This window comes from Actinomadura sp. GTD37 (assembly GCF_041951365.1).
Taxonomy (GTDB): domain Bacteria; phylum Actinomycetota; class Actinomycetes; order Streptosporangiales; family Streptosporangiaceae; genus Spirillospora.
Window position 1 is genome coordinate 135,063 of sequence record NZ_JBGNUS010000013.1, and the last position, 21,616, is coordinate 156,678.

A 21,616-nucleotide genomic window follows, 5' to 3' on the forward strand; every position below is an offset into this window, starting at 1 on the left:
AAGGCTAGTAGTGCGCTAGTAGCCGCTACTTTAATGCGGCTAATTCATAGCTCTCCTGAAATACTACGCCGCCCTGTGGCCTCATTGTGTTCATTCGATAACACAGGGTGATAGCCGTGGGTTCTTCCGGTTTGGCGGATTGGCCCCATTGCGATCAGCCTTCGTCCAGGCTGGAGGGGTTCACCGATGCCGGAATGCACGCTCGCGCCCGAGGCGGCGCCGCTCGTCCTGGAACCGTCCGACGAAGCGCCCGGGAAAGCGCGGCGCTACCTCACCGACCGGTTCCGCGACCTCGGGCACGCCGACGACTTCGTGGGGCGGCTCGTCGTGACGGAACTGGTGACCAACAGCTACCGGCACGTCGGGACCGGCCACATCATCGTGCGGATCTTCCCGGAGGTGCGCGAGGCGCTCACCGTCATCGAGGTCTGGGACCAGAGCAGCGCACTCCCCGTCGTCCAGCCCGAGGACGACTACGCCGAAGGCGGGCGCGGCCTGCTGATGATGGCCCGGCTCGTCCACGACTGGGGTATCCGCCCCCTCAACGAGGAAGGAAAGATCGTATGGGCCCGATGCGTCCGCTGAACCTCCAGGCCCGGCACCACCTGCTGCGATGGCGGACCCGAATGGGCCGGACCACGGCCATCCGCAACCTCGACCTGCTGGCGGTCGCGCTGACGTCCAAGAGCTACCGGTACGTCAAGCTCTACCAAGCCGACGAGTTCCCCGCACGACCGCCGCTGCTGTGGGTGTTCGCCTTCGGCCCGGACGACCACGTCCGCATCGCGGTCACCGTCCAAGCCACGCCCGGCGGAACCTGGAGCTACTACGAGGCCGGACGCGGACGGTGCGGCTACCTCTCCCCCTGCGGCGACGCCAAGCACGCCGCCGACCAGGTCGACGCACTCCTCAAACACCGCATGTTCCCCGCCACCTGGTGACCCGCGACCAGTCCGCCGGAGGCTCTCGATGACTCACCGAACCAGCCGCCCCTGGTATGGCCAGCCCGTCCTGACGCCGCCCTGCCCCGCCCGCGCGTCATGCGCCGACCGCTGCCGTCCGGACGGCACGTGGGCCCCCGCGAGCGGCCCTCCGCACCGCGACCGCCCGACCGGGCGGTGCCTCCGCGTCCTCAGCCGGCTGCTGACCAGCGGGCTCCACCTGTCCCCCGCACCCGCGCTCTCCTGACGGCCCGGCTTACAGAAACGCGCTTTGACCTGCTGTGATTCGTCCGAACAATCTCCGTAACGATGTCCAGATGAAACGCGTTCGGGGGTGTTTCCGGCGGAGGCCGGTGGGACATTGGGCTGGACGGCACCGGGTTCCCGCAGGTGCGGACGGGGGTCGCGCCGGCCCGGAGGCCCGGGGAGAGCAGCGCGATGAGAGTCATGCTGAGAGCGGTCATGGACACCCAGGTCTCGAACGACGCGATCAAGAACGGCAGGCTGCCCGAGATCGTGAAGTCGCTGATGGACCGGCTCAATCCCGAGGCGGCGTACTTCGGCCCCGGCGACGGCGGCCGTTGCTGCGTCCTCGTCTTCGACCTCCAGGACACCGCGTCGATACCCACCATCGCCGAGCCGCTCTTCCAGGAACTCGGCGCGAAGATCGAGATCAACCCGGTGATGTCCCCCGAAGACCTGCAGAAGGGCCTCGCCGCCCTGCGGTAACGCGGAGCGGACGGCCGACGGCTAGCCTGGGCCTCCGATAGACCGGTCGAAGGGTGCCATCGGATGCCAGGTTCACAGGTCAATTCCGGTGGCGAGGCGGGCTCCGACCTGTTCCTCGAACTCGCCTCCTCGGGGCCTCGCCGCGCGGCGGTGGCGGCGGCCCTCCGCGAGGCCGTGCGGAGCGGGCGGCTCGCGCCGGGGACCCGGCTGCCGCCGTACCGCTCGCTCGCCACCGACCTGGGGGTCGCCCGCAACACGGTCGCGGACGCGTACGCCGAGCTGGTCGCCGAAGGCTGGCTGACCGCGCGCCAGGGCTCCGGCACCCGCGTGGCCGAGCGCGTCGCGGCCAAGCCGCAGCGGACAACGGCGAAAAGCCCGGGACGCCCCGCCCTCGCCGTCCACGACCTCCGGCAGGGACAGCCCGACGCGACCTCGTTCCCCCGCGCCGCGTGGGCCGCGGCCGTCCGCCGCGCGATGGCCGCCGCGCCGCACGACGCCTTCGCCCCGGGGGACCCGCGGGGGCGTCCGGAACTGCGCCGCGCGCTCGCCGGGTACCTCGCACGCGCGCGGGGCGTGTCCGCCGCACCGGACCAGATCGTCGTGTGCGCCGGGTTCGCGCACGCGCTGCGGCTCCTCTACGGCGGTGTGCTGTCCGGGCCGCTCGCCGTCGAACCGTACGGGCTGCCCTTCCACCGCGGCATCCTGGCCGACGCCGGAGTCCGCACGATCCCGCTGGGGCTGGACGCCGACGGCGCGCGCACCGACCGGTTGGCGTCGCATCCCGACACCTCGGCGCGGCGCGGCGCACGGGCCGTGCTGCTCACCCCGGCCCACCAGTTCCCGACCGGCGGCCCCCTGCATTCGACGCGCCGCGCCGCGGCCGTCGACTGGGCGCGCGGCCGGGACGGGGTGGTGCTGGAGGACGACTACGACGGCGAGTTCCGCTACGACCGCGAGCCGGTGGGCGCCGTCCAGGGGCTCGACCCCGGCCATGTCGTCTACATCGGCTCCGTCAGCAAGAGCCTGTCCCCGGCGATCCGGCTCGGCTGGCTGGTCCTGCCGCCGCACCTGGTCGACGCGGTGCTCACGGCCAAAGGGCTGCGCGAGGCGTGGACGGGCGTCACCGACCAGCTCGCGCTCGCCGAGTTCATCGAGTCCGGGCGGTACGACAGGCACGTCCGCCGCATGCGGCAGCGCTACCGCGCCCGCCGCAACCTGCTGGTCGCGGCGCTCGCCGAGCGCGCCCCGCACATCTCGGTGACCGGCATCGCGGCCGGGTTGCACGCCGTCCTGCGCCTGCCGCCGGGCACCGAGGCGTCCACCGTCGAAACGGCCGGACGGACGGGAGTGGCCCTCGACGGACTCGCGCTGTTCCGCCACCCCGGCAGCCCACTTCCCCACCGGGACGGCCTGGTCGTGGGATACGCCACGCCTCCCGAGCACCGCTACCGTCCGGCGCTCGACGCGCTGTGCCGGGCCCTGCCGCCCGCCGAAACCTGAGCCCTCGCCGGAGGGCCCGGAGCACCGGAAACGCGATGCCGCCCCGGAGATGGGGCGGCACCGCGCAGCGGGTCCGTGCCGGTCAGACGTGGACGGCCGGGCGGGCGTCGGACGGCGCGTCGGCCTCGGCGGCCTGCCCGGCACCGTGCTTGCGCAGGCCGAGCGCCGCCAGCACCGTCACCGCGATGCCCGCCGCCGCGATCAGCACCGCGGTGCGCAGCCCGTCGCTCGTCGCGGCGCGCATCGGCGCCAGGAAGGCCAGCCCGGTGGCCAGCGGGTCGTAGCCGTGCACGCCCTGGAAGTAGACGGTCAGGAAGTACAGCAGCGTGCCGAAGGTGCCCATGTAGGCGAACGTGACGGCCGTCCCCACGCTCAGGTCGCGGTCGGCGAACAGGCGCAGCGGCAGCAGCGGGTCCGCGCTGCGCCGTTCGACCGCGACGAACACGGCGAGCAGGACGAGCCCCGCGGCGGCGGCGGTCAGCACGGCGGCCGACTCGGCCAGGCCGCCGAGCAGCGAGGAGACGGCGTACAGGACGAGCCCGGCGGTGAACATCCGCCGCGGTCCGAACAGATCGCCCGCCCGCCCGCCGAGCAGCAGGAAGCCGCCGAACGCGACGGCGTACGCGCTGATCACCCACTGCAGGCTCTGCGCGGAGAAGCCGAGGCCCGAGCCGATGTCGGGCAGGGCCACGTACACGATGTTGTAGTCGACGGAGATGATCAGCTGGGCGAACGCCAGCAGCGCCAGGGCCGGCCCCGGACGGCGTCGCCGGGGCGCTTCGGGCACGGTGGGGGGCATGACGGGCTGCTTTCGAGAGGCAGGGCGGAGAGGGCGCGTGGTCAGCGCTCGGTGAGCGCCTTCGTCCAGACGGGGCTCTCGAAGTAGTGGTTGTCGTACTGCTGCGAGCTGTCGCGGATGTCCTGCACCGTGGCCTCGCCGCGGTGGACGCGCTCCAGTAGCCGGTAGTAATCGAAGCGGTGCAGGCCGGGGGTGAAGACCACCAGCATCTCGGCCTCGCCGCCGGGCTCGGGCGCGAACGCGTGCGGCACGGTCGGCGGGACGGTCAGGAAGTCGCCCTTGCCCAGGTGCAGGACCTCATCGTCCACGAGGATGCGCATCGCGCCGTCCAGGACGAGGAACATCTCGGTCGCCCGAGTGTGGAAGTGCGCGGGAGCGCCCGGCGAGCCTTTGCGGAGCGTGGCCTTGTTGGCGGTGAGCGCACCGCCGGTCTCCTCTGCGTCGGCGAGCAGCGTGATCAGGCTCGTCGCGCCGTCCTCCAGGCTCTCGGCGCTCCCGGCCCGGACGAGGACGGGTGCGGGTGCGGGTCCGGTGGGCTGGTTCGCGGTGGCGTGCATCGATTCTCCCGAGTGTCCGGCCTGGCTCTCACCAGGCCCTTCTTGCTGACACCGACAAATCTAGGACGCAGATAGACCCATGAGATGGTTCATTTCAGGGCGATATCCGTGGGTCAATTTCGCCCACCCGCACCGAACCGACCGCGAGCGCTGGATCTGAAGAGCCTCCCGCGAGGCTGCTCGAAACCGGGTGCGGGTGGACAGAAAGTTTCGGGGCAGGTGCCTCGCTCATTGATCGCGATTCCGTTCGATCTGTCCAATAACTTGGACTTCGGCCGGAGAGGTATTCGCCGACCAGGCGAAAGGTCAGCTGAACGAGAGCGGCGGCTTCGAAATGTTTCCGAAACTGTTGACACACCGAGAGGGCGGATCAACACTGGCGCCATCGACGGACCTCGACCACCCGCCCCCACCCCCGCCGATCGATCCCCCGCCTCCACCCCGCCGGGTCGTTTCCCGCTGCCCGGCCGCCCCCGCCAGCGTTCACCAGTGAGGACCCCCACCCCATGAGCACCACCCCACTGAACGAGACCGCCGCCCCTCCGCAGACCCGCAGACGACTCCTCCGCACCAGGCCGTTCATCGGCGCCTGCGCCGTGGCGCTGGCGACGGCCACGGCGCTCCTGCCCGGAACCGCCAACGCCGACACGACCATCAGCTCGAACCAGACCGGCAGCGACGGCGGCTACTACTACTCCTTCTGGTCGGACGGCGGCGGATCGTCGTCCATGACCCTGAAGGGCGGCGGCAGCTACAGCACGAACTGGAGCAACGTCGGCAACTTCGTCGCCGGCAAGGGCTGGAGCAACGGCGGACGCAGGAGCGTCGACTACTCCGGCAGCTTCAACCCGTCCGGCAACGCCTACCTGGCCCTCTACGGCTGGACGTCCAACCCGCTCGTCGAGTACTACATCGTCGACAACTGGGGCACCTACCGGCCCACCGGTTCGTACAAGGGCACCGTCACCAGCGACGGCGGCACCTACGACATCTACCAGACGACCCGGACCAACGCGCCGTCCGTCGAAGGGACCAAGACGTTCCAGCAGTACTGGAGCGTCCGGCAGTCGAAGCGGACGGGCGGCACCATCACGACCGGCAACCACTTCGACGCCTGGGCGAGCAAGGGCATGAGCCTGGGCAGCTTCAACTACTACATGGTCCTCGCGACCGAGGGCTACCAGAGCAGCGGCAACTCGAACATCACCGTGGGCGGCACCGGGGGCGGGGGCGGCGGAGGAGGCGGCACCGGCGGGTGCAGCGCGACCCTCTCGGCCGGGCAGCAGTGGAGCGACCGGTACAACCTCAACGTCTCGGTGTCCGGCTCCAGCAACTGGACCGTGACGATGAACGTCCCGTCCCCCGAGAAGATCACCGCGACCTGGAACACCGCCGCGAGCTGGGACTCCAGCGGCCAGGTCATGACGGCCCGCCCCAACGGCAACGGCAACGACTTCGGCGTCACCATCCAGGCCAACGGCACCTGGACGTGGCCGACCGTCTCCTGCAGCGCCTGACCGGCGCCTCCGGCCACGCGGCGCGGCGACCCGCCCCGGTCGCCGCGCCGCACCGTCCCATCGGCGGGCCTACCGGAAGGCTTCGACGTTGCGGCGGGCCCACTCGGCGAACGGGCGCGGCGCGCGGCCGAGCACCCGCTCGACGTCCGGGCTGAGCCGCAGCTCGGCGGCGTTGGGCTCGCCGAGGACGGCCAGGGTCGTCTCCACGACCGGCTCCGGCATGAACGTCGCCATCCGCGCGTGCGCCTCGGCCCGCGTCAGCTCCACGAACCGCACCGGCTCGCCGAGGGCCGCGCCGATCGCCTCGGCCTGCTGCCGGGGCGTGACGGCCGCCGGCCCGTTCAACTCGTACGTCTCGCCGGTGTGCTCGTCCTTGCGCAGGGCCATGGCCGCGACCTCGGCGATGTCGGCGGGGTCGATCACCGGAATGCCGACGTCCCCGAACGGCGCGGCGACGGTCCGCTCGGCGCGCACCGACTCCGCCCAGGCGTAGGCATTGGACGCGAAGCCGCCCGCCCGCAGGATCGTCCAGGCCAGGCCCGACTCTCGCACCGCCGCCTCGACCGCCCGCATGACGCCGCCGTGCGAGGGCGACTCCGGCCGCGTCACCACTCCCTGCGAGGAGAGCAGCACCACGCGCCGGACCCCGGCGTCCTTCGCCACGTCCAGGACGGCCCGCGGGTCGAGCCCGTGGCCGCCCGCGCCGCCGTCGTGCAGGAACAGGGCCTCGGCGCCGTCGAGGGCGGGCCGCAGGGTCTCCGGCTCGGTCAGGTCCGCGCGCACGTGCCCGGCACCGCTCGGCAGGTCGACCGGGGCCGTCCCCCGCGACACCGCCGTCACACGCTCGCCGGCCTCCGCCATGGCCCGCACCAGCGGCCGTCCGACGTTCCCGGTCGCACCCGTCACCACGATCATGTTCAGCTCCACTCGTTCGATGGTCCTTCTCGATGACGAGGACGCTAACAGCGCCGGTATAGTAGGTACCTACAGGAAAGTGACTACCTCAGAGGGGTGTGGGCCCGTGGCCGGCAAGACCAAGACGAGCGGGGCGGCCGCCGACACAGGGACCGACCCGGCGCTGGCCTGCCCGGTCTCCCCGGTCGTCGACATCGTGTTCAGCCGGTGGACGACGCCGATCCTGTGGTCGCTGCACGCCTTCGGCCGCCAGCGGTTCGTCGAACTGGAACGCGGCATCACGGGCATCACGCCCAAGGTGCTCACCCAGCGCCTGCGGCAGCTGGAGCGCGACGGCCTGGTCATCCGCACCTACCACCCCGAGGTGCCGCCGCGCGTCGAGTACGAGATCAGCGAACTCGGCCTCAGCCTGGCCCCGCTCTTCGCCCACCTCGCCGATTGGGCCGCCGCCAACCTGGAGCGGGTCGACCGGGCCCGGCAGAGCTACGACGACTCAGGGGCGCCCCGGAGCTGACCCGGCGCCCCTCGGCCGAGGCGGCGTCCTCGGCCTCGACCGATCTTGCGGCCCCGACCGGCGCCTACCTCATGCGCGTGAATCATTGACCGCCCAATTCCGCCGAGCGGCCCCGGTGATTGGTTGACGATTCAAATTGTGGATTGGCGCGGCGCCACGTTCATCCGGATGTCGTCGGCGGCCCACAGGACGAATCGCTCGATGGGCGTGACCGTTTGCCCGGGCGCCAGGTCGAATTGGAACCGCTTCAGCAGGACGGCCAGGACGAGTTCCGCCTCGACCATTGCCAGCGTCGCGCCCTCGCAGCTGCGCGGGCCGATTCCGAACGGGATGTAGGCGAGCCGGGGACGTCCCGCGGACGCCTCGGCGGTGAACCGGTCGGGGTCGAAGACCCGCGGGTCGGGCCAGTACTCGGGGTTCAGGTGGACGGCCCGGAACGGGTAGAAGATCGTCGTCCCGGCGGGGACCGTGTACGCGCCGAGCACGACGTCCTCGGTGGCCTCGCGGGCGCCGTACGGGCCCGGCGGGTAGAGGCGCATCGCCTCCTTGAGCGCCATGTCCAGGCGGGTGAGGTTCCTCAGATCGCCGTAGTCGGGCGTCGCCCGGTCGCCGAGGACCCGGTCCAGCTCCTCGGTGACGCGTCCGGCCGTCTCGGGGTGCCGGGCGAGCAGGTAGAGCGTCCAGGAGATGGCGACGCCGGTGGTGTGGTGCGCGGCGAGCATCGTCATCAGCACCGTGTCGCGGATCCGCGCCGGGGACTCGCCCGACGCCGCCAGCGCCGCGATCAGGTCGGCCCGGTCGGCGGCGCCGCCGCCGTCGCGGTGCGCGGCGAGCACCTGGTCGACGGTCGCGCGCAGGTGGGCGAGGGCCTCCTGCGCCTGCGCGCTCGCGGGGCCGGGCTGCGCCATGTACTCGGTGAGCACGGTCTCGAAGGAGGAGACGACCCGTCCCGCGGACTCCGCGTCGTCCAGGCCGCTGCCCAGCGCGTACCGGCAGATCATGCGCAGCGACAGCTCGCTCAGGTCGCGCTGGAGGACGACCGGGCCGGCGGCGGCCGCCCACCGGTCGGCCAGCTCGGTCGTCAGCGCGGTGAACTGCGCGAAGTGCGCCTCGTGCGAGGGACGTCCCGCCAGGACCGACAGCATCGTCCGCCGCCACGGGCCGTGCTCGGCGGCGGGGATCGTCTGCAGGTTGCCCGCCTCCTGCAGCGGCGCCAGGAACTCGAACAGCTTCTCCGGCCGCTTGTCGATCTTCGCGGTGGCCTCCAGCAGGACGGGGTCGGCGACCGACACCGCGACGCCCGCGCCGGGCAGCGGGAACCGCACCACCGGCCCGTACTCGGCGTGCAGTTCCAGCTGGTAGTCGTGCAGCCCGCCGGCCGCCGCGATGGCCTCGGCGCCGTCATTGTCCGCGGCCGGTCCGGGGATGTGCGATGGGGTGCCGCCGTCGCCTCGCATTTGCGCTCTCCCGCCGTCAGGATCTCGAATGAGTTGGTGCGAAGTTGATCAGAATGCAATGCTTACACGTTCCCGGATACTTCGCGATAAGACCGGGTAGAAAAACGCCCGCCACGACATCCCGGGAGGAAGAACACTGGACACCGTCGACCCGACGACGCCGAACGTCCCGCGCATGTACGACTACCTCCTCGGCGGCAAGGACAACTACGCCGCCGACCGGGAGGCGGTGGACGAGGTCGTCCGGCACGCGCCCGACACGCCGTACCTGGCGCGGGAGAACCGCGCCTTCCTGCGCCGCGCGGTGCGCTTCCTGGCCGAGTCCGGCATCCGGCAGTTCATCGACATCGGCTCCGGCCTGCCCACCCAGGGCAACGTCCACGAGATCGCGCACCAGGTCGCCCCGGACGCCCGCGTCGTCTACGTGGACGTGGAGCCGGTCGTGCTCGCGCACGGGCGGGCGCTGCTGGCCGGCACCCCGGAGGTGACCGTCATCCAGGGCGACGCCCGGCGCACCGGAGACATCCTGGACGATCCCGAGCTGACCAAGCTCATCGACTTCGACCGGCCGGTCGCCGTGCTGATGCTGGCGGTGCTGCATTTCATCGGCGACGAGGACGACCCGCCCGGCATCGTCGCGCGGCTCCGCTCCGCCATGGCGCCCGGCAGCTACCTCGCGATCTCCCACGTGACCGCCGACTTCGACGCCGACAGCCGCGTCCGGGACGCGGGCGCCGTGTACGAAAGGGCCACTTACCAGATCACCCTGCGCAGCCGCGCGCAGATCACCGAGATGTTCGACGGCCTCGACCTCGTGGACCCCGGCCTCACCACCCTGTCGATGTGGCGGCCCGACCCCGGCACGTCCGTCCCGCCCGGCGCCGACCGCCAGTGGTGCTACGCGGGCGTGGCCCGGAAGCCGGGTTAGCCGAGGCCGGAGAGGTCCCGGGTCACCACCGTGTTGCGGTCGGTGTGGCGGTTGCCGAGGGAGAGCTGCGGCCATTGGCCGGACAGTTCCTGGCGGCTGCGTTCGCTCCAGGCCCGCGCCTCGGAGCCGCGGGTCTTGTAGAAGTTGAGCGCGTAACCGCCGGTGTGGACGCGGAGGAGGGTGAATCCGCCCGGGTATTCCTTGACGGCCCCCACCTCCTGCTGGACGACGCGCGGGGCCAGGGGGAACACCGAGCGCTGGTTGCGGTGGGTGTGGCCCGCATGGTGCAGGAAGACGCCGGGGCTGCGGTTGTAGGCCGCGAGGATTCTCAGGGATTGGCCCGCGTCCAGGGAATGGGTCCCGGTGACGGCGAGCGGGTCGTTCTCCGTGAACAGCGGATGGTGGCCGAAGACCAGCGTGGGACGGTCCGGCTCTTTCGCCAGCTCCGATTCGAACCATGACTGCTGCTCCGCGGAAAGGCCGCCGGAGTCGCCGCCGTTGCCGGGCTTGTCATAGGTGTCCAGGCCGATGACGCGGAGTCCGTGCAGGTCATGGGTGAAGAACGTCCGGCCGGACGGGAAGAAGGCGTCCCGGAAGCAGTCGTTGCCCTGGTGTTCGCCGGGGCTGCATGACGCGTAAGGCGTCCCCGAATGGGCCCGGTCATGGTTTCCGCGAGCCACCAGATAATCGCTGCCCAGACCACCGAAAGTGTCGAGGATGCTCTTGGCCTTCTGGAGATCGGCCGGGGCGGCTTCGCTGGACACGTCACCGGCGGCCAGGAGACGCGACGCGCCCCGGCTGCGCGCGTCCGCTATCAGGGCCTTCGCCATCACCTCGGGATAGGGCGGATGGCCGGGCACCTGCTCTATCCCTTTGATCCACGGGAGCTGGCCGACGAGACCCGCGACCGTTTCGCCGAGGTGGAGGTCGTTGCAGAGGGCGACGGAGAAAAGGTGGCGGCCCGGCGGCGGCTGCGGGGTCGTGAAAGAGAACACGTCCCCTGCGGGAGTGCCCGCCGACTCACCGAACGCCAACCAGGTCGGAGCCGCCGCCCGCCCTCTGGAACGGGCCTCGTAGTAGTACGTGCGGCCCGGTTCCAGACCGGTCAGTTCAACGTAGTGGTACGGGGTGCCGGACGGGCCGTGGGCCGTCATCGTCAGCCGGGACGGGTGCGTCCCGTAGAGCACCTCGGCGTCGGACGGGGCGGGCTGCATGCGGCCCAGGCCGTCGTCCGTCCCCGGGACGCCCGTGTACCAGGTGAGGACGGCCGTGGTCTCGGTGACGGTGACCAGTTCCAGGTTCACCGGCTGGACGTCGTCCGCAGCGCGCGCGGACGTCCTCCCTGCAACGGGGAGGAGGGAGGCACCCGCGACGACCGTGCTCCAGCGGAGCAGGGCCCGGCGGCTCGGACGGCAGCAGATCATGATCGCTACGGTGGCACCCGCGCCGCCGTCCGGCCAGGCCCAAACTCAGCCGGCGACGGCCCTCAGCCGCTCCTCGCGCAGGCGGCCGGCCCACGAGTCGTCCAGCGGCCGCAGTTCGGCGCCGGTCGCCCAGCGGAGCAGCAGGTCGGCGAGGCCGGGGTTGCGGACGAGGGCCGGCCCGTGCATGTAGGTGCCGAGGACGCGCCCGCTGTAGGCGCCCTCGAAGCCGTCGCCGTTGCCGATGCCGTGCAGGACCTTCGCGAACGGCTGCGCGTTCGGCCCGAGGTGCGTGACGCCCTGGTGGTTCTCGAAGCCGGTGATGCGGGGGACGTTCAGCTCGCCCGCCACGTCGCCGACGATCTCGCCCACGGCGCGCTGCTCGCCGCGCCCCGAGCGGATGTCGAGCAGGCCGAGACCGGCGACCGGCTGGCCTTCCTCGCCGCCGAACTCGTGGCCGAGCAGCTGGTAGCCGGCGCAGACCGCGAAGACCACCGCGCCCGACTGGACGGCGCGCGCGAGGCCGCCGTCGCCGCGCAGGCGCTGCGCCGCGAGGATCTGCGGACGGTCCTCGCCGCCGCCGAGGAGGTAGATGTCGCCGTCGGCGGGGACGGGCTCGTCCGAGCGGAGGTTCACCGTCTCGGTCGGGATGCCGCGCAGCGCCGCCCGCCGCTCCAGGACGATCGTGTTGCCCTGGTCGCCGTAGGTGCTGAGCAGGTCCGGGTAGATCCAGACGATCTTGATGCGGTCAGACGGCACGGCCGTACCTCGTTCGGATGTTCTGGAAGGCGGTGTAGTTGGCGATCACGTCGAGGTGCCCGGGCGGGACCGCCATGACGGCCTGGTCGATGTCGTCCACCACGGTGAACGCCACGTCGGCGGCCTCCAGCCGGGCGGCGAGGTCGATGCGGCGCTCGCCGCTGATCCAGACGGGGCGGCCCCGCAGGATGCGGTAGTCGACGTCCCACAGCCAGGACGTGTCGCGGCCGTCCGGCCCCTGCGCGTTGATCGACAGGGCGACGGGGCCGGGCGCGGGCTGCAGCACGTCGAACGCCTCCAGCCAGCCGGCCGGGTTCTTCGACAGCAGCAGCCGGATCGAGCGGCCCTGGTGCTCGACCGTCGTGTACCGGCCGGCGACGGACGTGACCTGCGACAGCAGCGGAAGGGCCTGCTCGGGCGGGACGCCGAACTGCGCGACGACGGCGAGCGCGATCAGCGCGTTCGAGCGGTTCGCGCGGCCCGGCAGCGACAGCCCGGTGAGCGCGTACGCGCGGCCGTCCGGGGCGGTGATCGTCTCGCCCTTCAGCGCCCAGTCGGGGCGGGGGCGGCGGAAGTGGCACTGGCGGCAGGCCCAGTCGCTGTCCTCGTCGGTGTCCTGCCGGTCGAGGGGGCCGCCGCACTCGGGGCAGCACCAGGAGTCCTCGCGCCAGTGCTGGCCGGCGGCGACCCACGTGACGCTCTTGGCCGTGGACGCGCCCCAGGTGACGAGCGGGTCGTCGCAGTTGGCGATGACGTGGCTGGCCGGGGACGCCTCCAGCGCGCGGCGCCACTTGCCCGCCAGCAGCCAGATCTCGGCGGCGCGGTCCATCTGGTCGCGGCTGAGGTTCATCAGCGCGACGACGTTCGCCCCGGTCTCCTTCAGCACCATCGGGACGTACTTCTCGTCGCACTCCAGCACGCCATAGCGCGCGGACGGCGCGGACGCGAGCGCCGACACGTGCCCGGTCGGCATGTTCGCGCCGAACGCGTTCGTGGCGACCTCGCCCAGCGGCGTCATCGCCGAGGTGATCAGCCGGGTCGTCGTCGTCTTGCCGTTGGTGGCGCTGACGAGGACGAGCTTGCGGTCCTTCGCGAGCCTGGTCAGCAACTCGGGGTCGAGGCGGAGACCGACCCGTCCGCCGATCACCGAGCCGTCCCCGCGGCCCGCCATTCGGGACATCTTGGCGGCCGTACGACCGAGCGCGACGGCCAGCTGCGAACGCAGCGGAAGATCGCTCATGGACTCCGTCTTCTCTGGATGCGCCGGGAAACCGCTCCCGAGCCTAGCCGTTGCGGGCGCCGTTCGCGGCGCGCCCGGGGGGTTCGCGGACGCGGCCGGGGGCGAGGGTGCACAATGTGAGGATCATCACAGCCGATCGGGTAAACCGTCCGGGACAATCTTGACCAGTACCGACATGTCGTGATTCGGTGCGACCTCCGACTGCGGTGTGCCAGATTTCCATCCACGCGTCCGAGAAGAACGGCACCCACTACTTTTGTCGGGAGCCCTGCTGGTTTCGCGGGGAAGCGGTGCCCGTCCCGGCCGGCGGGCCAGGACCGCAAGCGTGGCAAAGCGGCGATAAGGCGAGGTCTGAGCGATGCAGTGTCCGACGTGCGGCAATGACACGCCCGGGACGCTCGGCAAGTGTTCGTACTGCGCGGCGCCGATCGACGTGTACTCGGTCGGGCCCGCCGCTCCGCTGGCCGCGCCGGTCACCGGCGCGACCCCGGCCACCGGCGCCGACGCGCTCGGCGACCGGACGATGATGGTGCCGCCGCCCCAGCCCTCGTGGGCCGCGAGCGCGCAGCCGCCCGCGGCGCCCGACTTCGCCGCACCGCCCCGGCCGGCCGCGTCCTGGACCGCGCCCGAGCCGCCCGCGCAGCCGCCGCCGCGGCTGTCGGCGGAGCCGTCCGCGGCGACGCCCGCGTCCCCGTCCGCGCTGCCGCCCGTCGACCCCGAGGACACCGCGGCCTGGACGTTCAATCCCGAGGAGGACTCGGGCGCCTACGGCGCCGTCCCGCCGCCTCCCACGTGGGGGTCGGCGCAGCCGACGCCGCCCGCGCCCGAACCCCCCGCACCGCCCGCGATCGCGGACGGCCCGCAGAACTCGTTCGGCCTCGCCGACCGGTCCGAGCCGACCGAGTCGATCGTCCCCGAGTCGTGGTTCGCGCAGCCGCGCCGGCCCGAGGCGCCGGACGCGGACGCCACCCAGGTGTGGGGGCAGCAGCCCGCCCAGCCGCCCGCCCTTCCGTCCGCCATGCCGCCCGCGCTGCCGGACGCGGAGGCGACGTACCTCGCTCCCGGCCCCATGAACCACGGCGCCCAGGGGTTCGGCGGCGGCCTCGACCAGACGCGGATGGACCCCGGCGTCCCGATGGGCGCTCCCCCGATGGGCGGCCCGCCGCCGATGGGGCAGATGGGTCCGATGGGGCAGCCCGGCATGGCCCCTATGGGCGCGATGGGGCAGGGCGGCGGCCCGGGATACGGCGGCTTCCCGCCGCCGCACCAGGCCGGGAAGGGCGGCGGGACGAGCAAGCCGCTCATCGCCGCCGTCGCCGCGCTCGTCACGGTCGCGGCCGGGGCCGTGGTTTTCGTCGTGTGGCCGTCCGGTGACGACTCGTCCGCGAGCACGAACCCGAGCTCGTCGCCGTCCAGCACGCAGGTCGCGGAGAAGAAGCCGATCCCGCCCGAGACCAAGGCGCAGGCCGCCGCCCTGAACGCGATCCTGAACGACAGCGTCGCCACCCGGCGCATCCTCGCCGGGGCGCTCGGCCGGGCCGGCAAGTGCAAGACGCTGCCGCAGGCGATCCAGGGGTTCCAGACGGTCGCGCAGCGCCGCCAGAACCAGTTGCAGCGCACCAGCGGCCTCAAGGTCGACAGGCTGGCCAACGGGGAGCGGCTGCGCGGCTCGCTGTCGGAGGCGCTGACCGCGTCGCTGCGGGTCGACCAGGTCCTGCTTCAGTGGGCGCAGGCGAACCAGGGCGGCTGCCACGGCAAGCCGAAGCCGAGCGCGGCCCAGGTTCCCGGACGGGCCGTCCAGGAGCGGCGGGCGACGACGGCGAAGAAGCAGTTCGTCGTCCTGTGGAACCCCGTCGCGAAGAAGACGGGCCAGCCGCAGCGGAGCTGGAAACGGGTGTAAGCGGGGGCGGCGGCCGGTTACGGCCGGGTTGCGACCGAGGACGAATCACACGAACCCGGCGGCTCGCGCGTTATCTTGTGACCGTTCGCATCCACAGGGTCAGGGGGCCGTCATGCGGTGTCCGAACTGCGGGACCGACACCTCGTCGTCCTCGCCCGCCTGCATGCGGTGCAATGCGCCCCTGCCGGCTCCGCCACCGGACGGCGACGCGACCGCCCGCGACCCGTTCGGCGAGGTGCCCGTCCCCCGCGACCCGGTGCCGCCGCCGTGGGCCGGGCAGGGCCCCACCCCGTGGGAGCCGCCGCCCGACTACACGACGCCCATGCCGCCGTCGGACGAGCGGTCGACCGCGCTGTCCCCCGAGCCGTGGGCGGCCGAGCCGCCGATCTGGCAGCCGCCGCCGCCGCGGGGCAAGAGCCGGCTTCCGTACTTCCTGGGCGCGGCGGGCGTCGTCCTCCTCATCGGGGTCGCGCTCGGCATCGTGTTCTGGCCGAGCGGATCGGACACCCCCGAGAACCGGCCCGCGGCGGTGCAGGAGTCCGGGCGGCCGTCCGAGGAGCCGAGCCAGGGCGTCGTGCCCGAGACCGAGGCCACCGGCGACCGCGACGCGCAGGCCGGCGCCGTGAACGAGCTGCTGGAGCGGATGGGCGCGACCCGCTCGTCGCTCGGCACGGTCGTCGCGGAGGGCTGCACGACGAGCGGCCTGCAGCGCATCCTGGAGGAGCGGCGCGGCCAGCTGGAATCGGCGCGCGAGCTGCAGGTGGGCGCGCTCGACGGCGGCGACCAGATGAAGGAGGCGCTCATCCGCGCGCTGGAGGCGTCGACCGCGTCGAACCAGCGCTACCTGGACGTCGCGCCGGGCTGCCCGTCCGAGGGCGAGGTCGCGGACGTCAACCAGCGGGCCAGCAGCGCCAAGAGCGAGTTCATCGGCTACTGGTCGCCGATCGCCGAGCAGGCCGGCCTCCCGGCCCGCGGCGAGGGCGACATCTGACGCCGGTCAGCCGCCCGCGCCGAGGGCCGCGGCGAGGCCGTGCACGGCCTCGGCCAGCACCGCCACGCCTGCCACGCGCCGCCCGAGCCGTTCGAGCCCGCCCGCCATCCGCTCGGTGTCGGGGTCGCCGGACTCGGCCTCCTCGCGGACGTCGACGAAGTCCCGGCGGGCCCTGGGGTGCTCGGCGACCTCGCCGGCGTGCGCGTCCAGCAGCCGCTCGACGCGCGCGAGCGCCTCGGCGACCTCGCGCGACGGCCCGGCGTCGACCTGCTGGTTCTGCGTCACGTTGTCGCCCGACGCGACCTGCCCGGACACGGTGGCGTTACCGCCGATCCTGATGCCCCGGTCACCGTGGTCACTCGTGCGGTGCTCGCTCACTTACGCCTCCGGATGGCTCATGGGTTGATGCCGCCGCCGCGGCCCGGCCGTGCCGTGCGGGTCTGCCGCTGGTCGACGCGCCGCCCCGCGGCGACCTGGCCGTTGACCGTCCCGCCGGTCATGATGACGCCCTCGTTCATGATGACGCCGGCCTGCGCCCGGTACGCCGAGACGTCGATGCCGCATTCGCCGCCCAGGTAGTCGAGCAGCGCCTCGTTGACGCGCTGCTCGATCAGCCGCGTGTACTTGTCGGCGTCCGTCTCCTGGACGAAGTCGCGGAAGACGCCGTCCGCCGCCAGCTCCCGGACGCTGATCCGCGCCCCGTAGTCCTGGACGGGCTGCGTCGCCGGGTCGGGCGCGAGGTCGGCGGCGAACGTCTCGCGGGCGATGCGCCACACCGCGGCGGTGAGCCGGGACGGGGCGAGCAGCGGCGCGACGGGCAGGCTCGGCAGCCCGGCGACGATCGCCTTGCCCAGCAGCTTCGAGCGGTCCCAGCCGGGCAGCTCGTCCACGAGCTTGAAGGCGGGGCGGACGGGCGGGAGCACGGTGGCGGCGAACTGCCCGTAGAGCATCCGCCCCTCCACCGCGAGGTGGACGAACGCGGAGACGCCGATCTCCTGGTCTTCGGCGGGGGCGACCAGGCCGTCCCGCGCGGTGATCGCCTGGCCGCGGGCGCCGATCGACACGCGCTGGAAGCAGCGGATGCCGCCCTGCGAATGCCGGATGACCGCGTCGAGCGCATGCTCGGACGCCATCGAGTACGGGATGCGCGCCGCCGGGTCGATCAGTGGATGACCGGACGCGATCGCGCCCGTCGCGTCGTCCGCCGGACGCGTGCGCTGCACGCACCGGCCGTGTGCGGTGACGTGCCAGCCGGTGACGAGGCCGTTGATCCGCTCGTGCGGCGGCAGCGGGCCGCCGGCGTCGGCGGCGTGCGACTCGTCGCGCATCTCGTGGAGCTTGGCGCGTATCCGCTCGTGCATCACGACCGGGTCGACGGGGGCGGCGCTCTTCGGCTTGTCGAGCAGACCGGACGCCGCCCGGTCCAGCTCCAGCACGACGGCCCAGACGCGCGCGTCAGGCGAATGCGGGTGCCCCGTGCCGATGAACGGGTTGTCGCCCGCGTGCATGGTCACGTTGCCGTCCTGCGCGACCCGGGCGTGCTGGACGGCTCTGCCGAACCGGGCGCCGCCGGGGTCGGGGCCCGGCCCGTGCGCGCCCGGCCCGAGGTCCTGGCCGAGTCGCCGCAGGACGAGATAGAGATGGCCGATGACCACGACCGGGAATCCGGAGACGATCGGGAGCCCGACGAACACCAGCAGGGCGAGGCCGAGCCCTTTCGCCAGGAACGCCGTGGCGAGCACGACCAGCAGCGCGGCCCAGAGAATCCATCCGAACAGCCATACGGCGACGAAGGCCATCGCGAGCCGCACGAAGACCCCGAATCGGCGCCAGGGAAGCTGGAGCAGCACCGTGGCATAGGCGAACAGGCCGAAGATCAGGAACGCGACGAACGGGTTGGACACGAACAGCACGCACCAGAGCACGGTGAGGACCGCGTCCCTGACGAGGCGCATGACGCGGGCCTGCCGGGCGTGCCGGATCACCGGTTCCAGGTCGAACCCGTGGGACGGGACGATCGCCCGGTGCTGCTCGTAGACGTACTCGTTGATGACCGCGTCGCATACGCCCTTGTCGAGGTACATCGCCGCGCACAGGTGGCGGGTGAGGTTCTGCATCCTGCCGGGCCGCGGCCCGCGGTCCGTCCCGTGGTGGAAGAACTGGACGGTCGGGGGGCCGCTGGTCTCCACGTCCAACGCCTGTTCCTCCGCAGGTTCGGTGTGCCAGAGCGTGATTCCGCGATGGCAGAACCTAGCGGCAGAACCGGCGCGCGAGTGAGTTATCGCCGAAATTCGGCCGGAATCGGTTACTCGGGTTCGCGGGGCCGGCCGAGGAAGGGGAGGCCCTTGGACGGGTCGGCGAAGGGGTCGACGAAGCGTTCGAACCAGCTGAGGACGGGTTCGAGCCATTCGGTGACGCGCATCGTCCCGGCGACGTGGTCGATCTGCTCGTGCTCCTCGAAGCCGATCGCGACGACGGACAGGTCCTGGTAGAAGCCGGCCTGGTCGTCGTCGCCGTAGAGGGCGGTGAGCGCGATGGGGCGGTTGCGGGCCAGTTCCATCGACAGCGGGTGGCGGCGCAGGGCGCGGAGGCGGTGGCCGAGCTTGGCGTCCGGCGGCTGCTTGAGGCCGGGCAGCGCGTAGTCGAGCGGCGGCGCGAGCGTGTGCTTGTCGGGGGCCTCGGCGCCGTAGGGGAACAGGCGGTCGAGTTCGTGCAGCCACTTGAGCTGCGGGATCATCCACTGCGGGCCGGGGGCCGTGCCGGGCGCGGCGCCGCCGAGCAGGCGCCCGGCGACGTCGGCGGCCGCGGCGGTGAGGTCGCCGGGCGGGTAGCCGGCGCGCAGCGACCGGGACCGCCGCGTCACCGCCCGCTCCAGGACGGTCGCGAGCGCGCACTCGCGGAGCCGCGGCGCCAGCCGGGACCAGGCCCGCGCCAGCTCGGCCGGGACGGCGGGCAGCGGGCGGTTCACGACGTGCGCGAGCACGAGCGTGTCGGCCCACAGCCGCAGCCAGGACCAGTCGGGGCCGCCGGCGATGAGGTCGGCCTCGCGGAGTTCGAACAGCGTGCAGGCGCGTCCCGAGCGGCACTCGCAGCCGCAGGCGGCGGAGCGGCGGCCGTCCACGGGGGGCGGCGGGCCCGGCAGTTCGGCCTCGCGCCCCTCGCCGAGCGGGACGCGCACGCGGAGCGGGCGGTCCATGCCGTCCGCGAACACGGCCGCGACGCCCGGACGCAGCGACACCACCTCGCGGGACTGGTCGCCGTCCAGGTTCATGGCCGCGCCGACCTGGTGCCGGTCGTCGTAGGCGGGCAGCCGGTGGACGACCTTCAGCGCCGTGTTCTTGATGACGTCCGGGACGAGCTTCGTCGGGATCTGCTCGGCGACGATGATGCCCTCGCCGTACGCGCGGATCTCGGCGAGCATCCCGGCGAACAGCTCGACCGCGTGCGAGCTGCCGCGCTCAGGCCCGCGGTTGCGCAGCAGCCGGTGCGCCTCCTCGATGACGATGACGTGCCGCAGCGCGGACCCGGTGGCGCGGTCGCGCTTCCGCTCGCGCATCCGCAGGTGCTCGACGATGCGGATGATGAGCGTGCCCATGAGGAACGCCTTGTCCTCGTCGTTGGCGACGTCCTCGATGGCGAGGACGATGTTGTCGCGGAGCATGCCGCCGATGTCGGCGGGGTGGCCGCCCTCGAAGAACCGTCCGGCGGAGCCGATGCGCAGCGACCTCAGCCGGACGTCGACGAAGCCCTGCACGTCGGCCATCAGCTCGCGCCCGTAGCCGACGTCCTGGATGACCTGGAGCGCCGCATTCTGGAGCTGCTCCAGCGTCGGGACGGCGGGCTCGATGAGCGACCCGGGCACGCCGCCGCCCGTCACGACGTCCCACCCGTTGTTCTCGTAGACCCGCTGCAGGGCCTGCGCCATGATCTGCGGAAACGGCTCCTCGGCGTCGAACGCGGCCTGGAACAGCGCCCGCACCATGTCGATGTGCGCCTGCACCGGATACCCCGGCTCGGGCGCCAGCGGGTTCACCGACAGCGGCACCGAGTCGGGGTCGGACGGGTTGACGACCGTGACCGGCCCGCCCAGATCCTGGATGCGTCCGGCCATCGCCGCGTACTCCGACTTCGCGGGCTCGATCGCCAGCCACGGAATCCCCGCCCGCGTCAGCTGCTCCAGCAGATGCCGGACGGTCTGCGACTTGCCCGCGCCCGTCGCGCCGGTGACGAACACGTGCCGGTTGATGGTGGAGCGGGGGACGGTGAAGCTGCCGACCTGCCGGTCCTGGCCGTCCAGGATGGCGCCCAGCTCGATCTGCGGTTCCCCGGCGAGCGGCGTGGTCTCGGACGTGACGTCGAAGTACCCGGCGTCCAGCACCCGCAGGCCGGGGACCTCCCTGCGCGGCAGCCCGGCCAGCGCCGCGAGCGCGCCCGCGGTGGCGACGAACGGGAACCGCTGATCCGACTCCGCCATCGGACGGGCCACGACGGGCTCCGCCCCCGGGCTCAGCATCTCCGCGAACGAACCGCTCCCGTGCCCCGACCGCAGCCGGTAGGGATGGTGCCCCAGCTCCATCGACCCGACCAGCACGGGGGCGATCTGCCCGAGTTCGTCCTGCGAGGCGGCCCCGGCGACGACCCGCACCTGCCACAGCCCCGCCTCGCGGAACGCGTCCAGCTCGGCGAGCCGCTGGTCGGCGCGGGCGACGGCGAGCCGGGCGTTCTCGTCCTCGCCCCTCCGCAGCATGCGCAGCTCGTGGTGCAGCTCCCGCATCTCGGCGTCGATCATCCGCTCGTCGCAGGGCTCCGCGACGACGAACCACCCGAACGGCCGCTCCATGAGCGTGACGAGCGTCGCCTCGAACAGCCCCGGCCCGCCCCCGGCGCCCTGCGGCGCGAGCCGTCCGGGACACCGCGTCCACGCCATCCGCTCCGCCTGCCGCAACCACCCGTCCCCGACCGGCACGCCCCGCGCACCGCTGGGGAACAGCAGCCCGTACGTCTCCATGCCCGGTTCGGGGGTCCCGATGGGCCCCGCATTGGTGATCAGCTCCAGCGGCGCGCCGCCCCCCGCCGACAGCCACCCCACGACGAACGGCCGCCGCAGCCGCGCCGCCGACAACGCCGCAGGCAGCACGCTCACGAAGTCCCACTCGGCGGACGCGTCCCGCTGCGGCGCCGGAATCGCCTGGATCCGGTACCAGGGCCCCGGCAGGACGAACCGCTCCGGAGCCGCCGCCCGCATTCCCGGGGGCGGCCCACCCGGCGGAACACCGGTCCCCCCTCGGTAGGGCGGCATCGGCGGCATACCAGGCGGCGAAGTCACCCCAGCATCCTGACGCGCGCCCGCGCCCCGCGCCAATGCACAGTCAAGAAGACCCCGAGTGCGTTGACTTGCGGCGTGTTGTTGTTATGGGCCTCCGGATAACAACAACACCCCCCAAGTCA

Annotated in this window: 20 protein-coding genes; 10 read left to right on the top strand and 10 right to left on the bottom strand. The window is 72.7% G+C overall.

Annotated elements, in window-relative coordinates; all coding sequences use genetic code 11:
• The first annotated feature begins 186 nt into the window (after positions 1 to 186).
• The 5 genes from ACA511_RS38630 (at position 187) to ACA511_RS38650 (ending at position 3,170) form a co-directional block, all read left to right on the top strand.
• Positions 187 to 585, top strand: a complete 399-nt coding sequence (locus ACA511_RS38630; protein ID WP_375029702.1) for an ATP-binding protein — start codon at positions 187 to 189, stop codon at positions 583 to 585.
• Positions 564 to 941, top strand: coding sequence for a hypothetical protein (locus ACA511_RS38635; RefSeq protein ID WP_375029703.1), 378 nt, complete (start codon positions 564 to 566; stop codon positions 939 to 941). Before ACA511_RS38630 ends, ACA511_RS38635 begins: the two co-directional genes overlap by 22 nt.
• A gap of 28 nt (positions 942 to 969) precedes the next feature.
• Complete coding sequence (locus ACA511_RS38640; protein WP_375029704.1) at positions 970 to 1,188, top strand: hypothetical protein; 219 nt, start codon at positions 970 to 972, stop codon at positions 1,186 to 1,188.
• 191 nt (positions 1,189 to 1,379) lie between these two features.
• On the top strand, positions 1,380 to 1,670 hold the full coding sequence (locus ACA511_RS38645; RefSeq protein ID WP_375029705.1) for a hypothetical protein: 291 nt from the start codon (positions 1,380 to 1,382) through the stop codon (positions 1,668 to 1,670).
• A gap of 63 nt (positions 1,671 to 1,733) precedes the next feature.
• Positions 1,734 to 3,170 carry a PLP-dependent aminotransferase family protein gene (locus ACA511_RS38650; protein WP_375029706.1) on the top strand — a complete coding sequence of 479 codons (1,437 nt, stop codon included), beginning with the start codon at positions 1,734 to 1,736 and terminating at the stop codon, positions 3,168 to 3,170.
• Between the two features lie 82 nt (positions 3,171 to 3,252).
• Here ACA511_RS38650 and ACA511_RS38655 read toward each other — a convergent pair whose 3' ends face one another.
• Positions 3,253 to 3,969 carry an MFS transporter gene (locus ACA511_RS38655; RefSeq protein ID WP_375029707.1) on the bottom strand — a complete coding sequence of 239 codons (717 nt, stop codon included), beginning with the start codon at positions 3,967 to 3,969 and terminating at the stop codon, positions 3,253 to 3,255.
• 41 nt (positions 3,970 to 4,010) lie between these two features.
• A complete protein-coding gene (locus tag ACA511_RS38660) occupies positions 4,011 to 4,526 on the bottom strand; it encodes a cupin domain-containing protein (protein ID WP_375029708.1) in 516 nt (171 codons plus the stop codon).
• A gap of 521 nt (positions 4,527 to 5,047) precedes the next feature.
• Between ACA511_RS38660 and ACA511_RS38665 the strand changes: the two genes are divergently transcribed.
• Positions 5,048 to 6,043: a glycoside hydrolase family 11 protein gene (locus ACA511_RS38665; protein WP_375029723.1), complete on the top strand. Its 996-nt coding sequence runs from the start codon at positions 5,048 to 5,050 to the stop codon at positions 6,041 to 6,043.
• Positions 6,044 to 6,112: 69 nt separating this feature from the next.
• On the opposite strand, the gene ACA511_RS38670 is transcribed toward ACA511_RS38665, so the two are convergent.
• Complete coding sequence (locus ACA511_RS38670) at positions 6,113 to 6,970, bottom strand: NAD(P)H-binding protein (RefSeq protein WP_375029709.1); 858 nt, start codon at positions 6,968 to 6,970, stop codon at positions 6,113 to 6,115.
• A 94-nt stretch (positions 6,971 to 7,064) separates the two neighbouring features.
• Between ACA511_RS38670 and ACA511_RS38675 the strand changes: the two genes are divergently transcribed.
• Positions 7,065 to 7,472 (top strand): winged helix-turn-helix transcriptional regulator, encoded by a 408-nt coding sequence (locus tag ACA511_RS38675; RefSeq protein ID WP_375029710.1) that lies wholly within the window; start codon positions 7,065 to 7,067, stop codon positions 7,470 to 7,472.
• A gap of 131 nt (positions 7,473 to 7,603) precedes the next feature.
• Here ACA511_RS38675 and ACA511_RS38680 read toward each other — a convergent pair whose 3' ends face one another.
• Positions 7,604 to 8,929: a cytochrome P450 gene (locus ACA511_RS38680; RefSeq protein ID WP_375029711.1), complete on the bottom strand. Its 1,326-nt coding sequence runs from the start codon at positions 8,927 to 8,929 to the stop codon at positions 7,604 to 7,606.
• Positions 8,930 to 9,065: 136 nt separating this feature from the next.
• Here ACA511_RS38680 and ACA511_RS38685 point away from each other — a divergent pair, with 136 nt between their 5' ends.
• On the top strand, positions 9,066 to 9,857 hold the full coding sequence (locus ACA511_RS38685; RefSeq protein ID WP_375029724.1) for an SAM-dependent methyltransferase: 792 nt from the start codon (positions 9,066 to 9,068) through the stop codon (positions 9,855 to 9,857).
• On the opposite strand, the gene ACA511_RS38690 is transcribed toward ACA511_RS38685, so the two are convergent.
• Genes ACA511_RS38690 through ACA511_RS38700 form a run of 3 tightly spaced genes read right to left on the bottom strand, consistent with a single transcriptional unit; the run spans position 9,854 to position 13,277 of the window.
• Entirely contained in the window at positions 9,854 to 11,281 is a 1,428-nt protein-coding gene (locus ACA511_RS38690) for a fibronectin type III domain-containing protein (protein WP_375029712.1), read from the bottom strand. The two genes, ACA511_RS38685 and ACA511_RS38690, sit on opposite strands and share 4 nt — an antisense overlap.
• 45 nt (positions 11,282 to 11,326) lie before the next feature.
• A complete protein-coding gene (locus ACA511_RS38695) occupies positions 11,327 to 12,037 on the bottom strand; it encodes a type 1 glutamine amidotransferase (protein ID WP_375029713.1) in 711 nt (236 codons plus the stop codon).
• Entirely contained in the window at positions 12,027 to 13,277 is a 1,251-nt protein-coding gene (locus ACA511_RS38700) for a MurT ligase domain-containing protein (RefSeq protein WP_375029714.1), read from the bottom strand. Before ACA511_RS38700 ends, ACA511_RS38695 begins: the two co-directional genes overlap by 11 nt.
• A gap of 358 nt (positions 13,278 to 13,635) precedes the next feature.
• Here ACA511_RS38700 and ACA511_RS38705 point away from each other — a divergent pair, with 358 nt between their 5' ends.
• Together ACA511_RS38705 and ACA511_RS38710 are read left to right on the top strand one after the other, a co-directional pair.
• Positions 13,636 to 15,177 carry a hypothetical protein gene (locus ACA511_RS38705; RefSeq protein WP_375029715.1) on the top strand — a complete coding sequence of 514 codons (1,542 nt, stop codon included), beginning with the start codon at positions 13,636 to 13,638 and terminating at the stop codon, positions 15,175 to 15,177.
• 112 nt (positions 15,178 to 15,289) lie between these two features.
• Positions 15,290 to 16,168, top strand: coding sequence for a hypothetical protein (locus ACA511_RS38710; protein WP_375029716.1), 879 nt, complete (start codon positions 15,290 to 15,292; stop codon positions 16,166 to 16,168).
• Between the two features lie 6 nt (positions 16,169 to 16,174).
• Here the strand turns inward: ACA511_RS38710 and ACA511_RS38715 are convergent, their stop codons facing one another.
• The 3 genes from ACA511_RS38715 to ACA511_RS38725 all read right to left on the bottom strand — a co-directional run bounded on the left by ACA511_RS38715 (position 16,175) and on the right by ACA511_RS38725 (position 21,413).
• Positions 16,175 to 16,546: a hypothetical protein gene (locus ACA511_RS38715; protein WP_375029717.1), complete on the bottom strand. Its 372-nt coding sequence runs from the start codon at positions 16,544 to 16,546 to the stop codon at positions 16,175 to 16,177.
• 17 nt (positions 16,547 to 16,563) lie between these two features.
• Positions 16,564 to 18,363 carry a hypothetical protein gene (locus ACA511_RS38720; protein WP_375029718.1) on the bottom strand — a complete coding sequence of 600 codons (1,800 nt, stop codon included), beginning with the start codon at positions 18,361 to 18,363 and terminating at the stop codon, positions 16,564 to 16,566.
• Positions 18,364 to 18,473: 110 nt separating this feature from the next.
• Positions 18,474 to 21,413, bottom strand: a complete 2,940-nt coding sequence (locus ACA511_RS38725) for a helicase HerA-like domain-containing protein (protein ID WP_375029719.1) — start codon at positions 21,411 to 21,413, stop codon at positions 18,474 to 18,476.
• Positions 21,414 to 21,616: the final 203 nt, after the last annotated feature.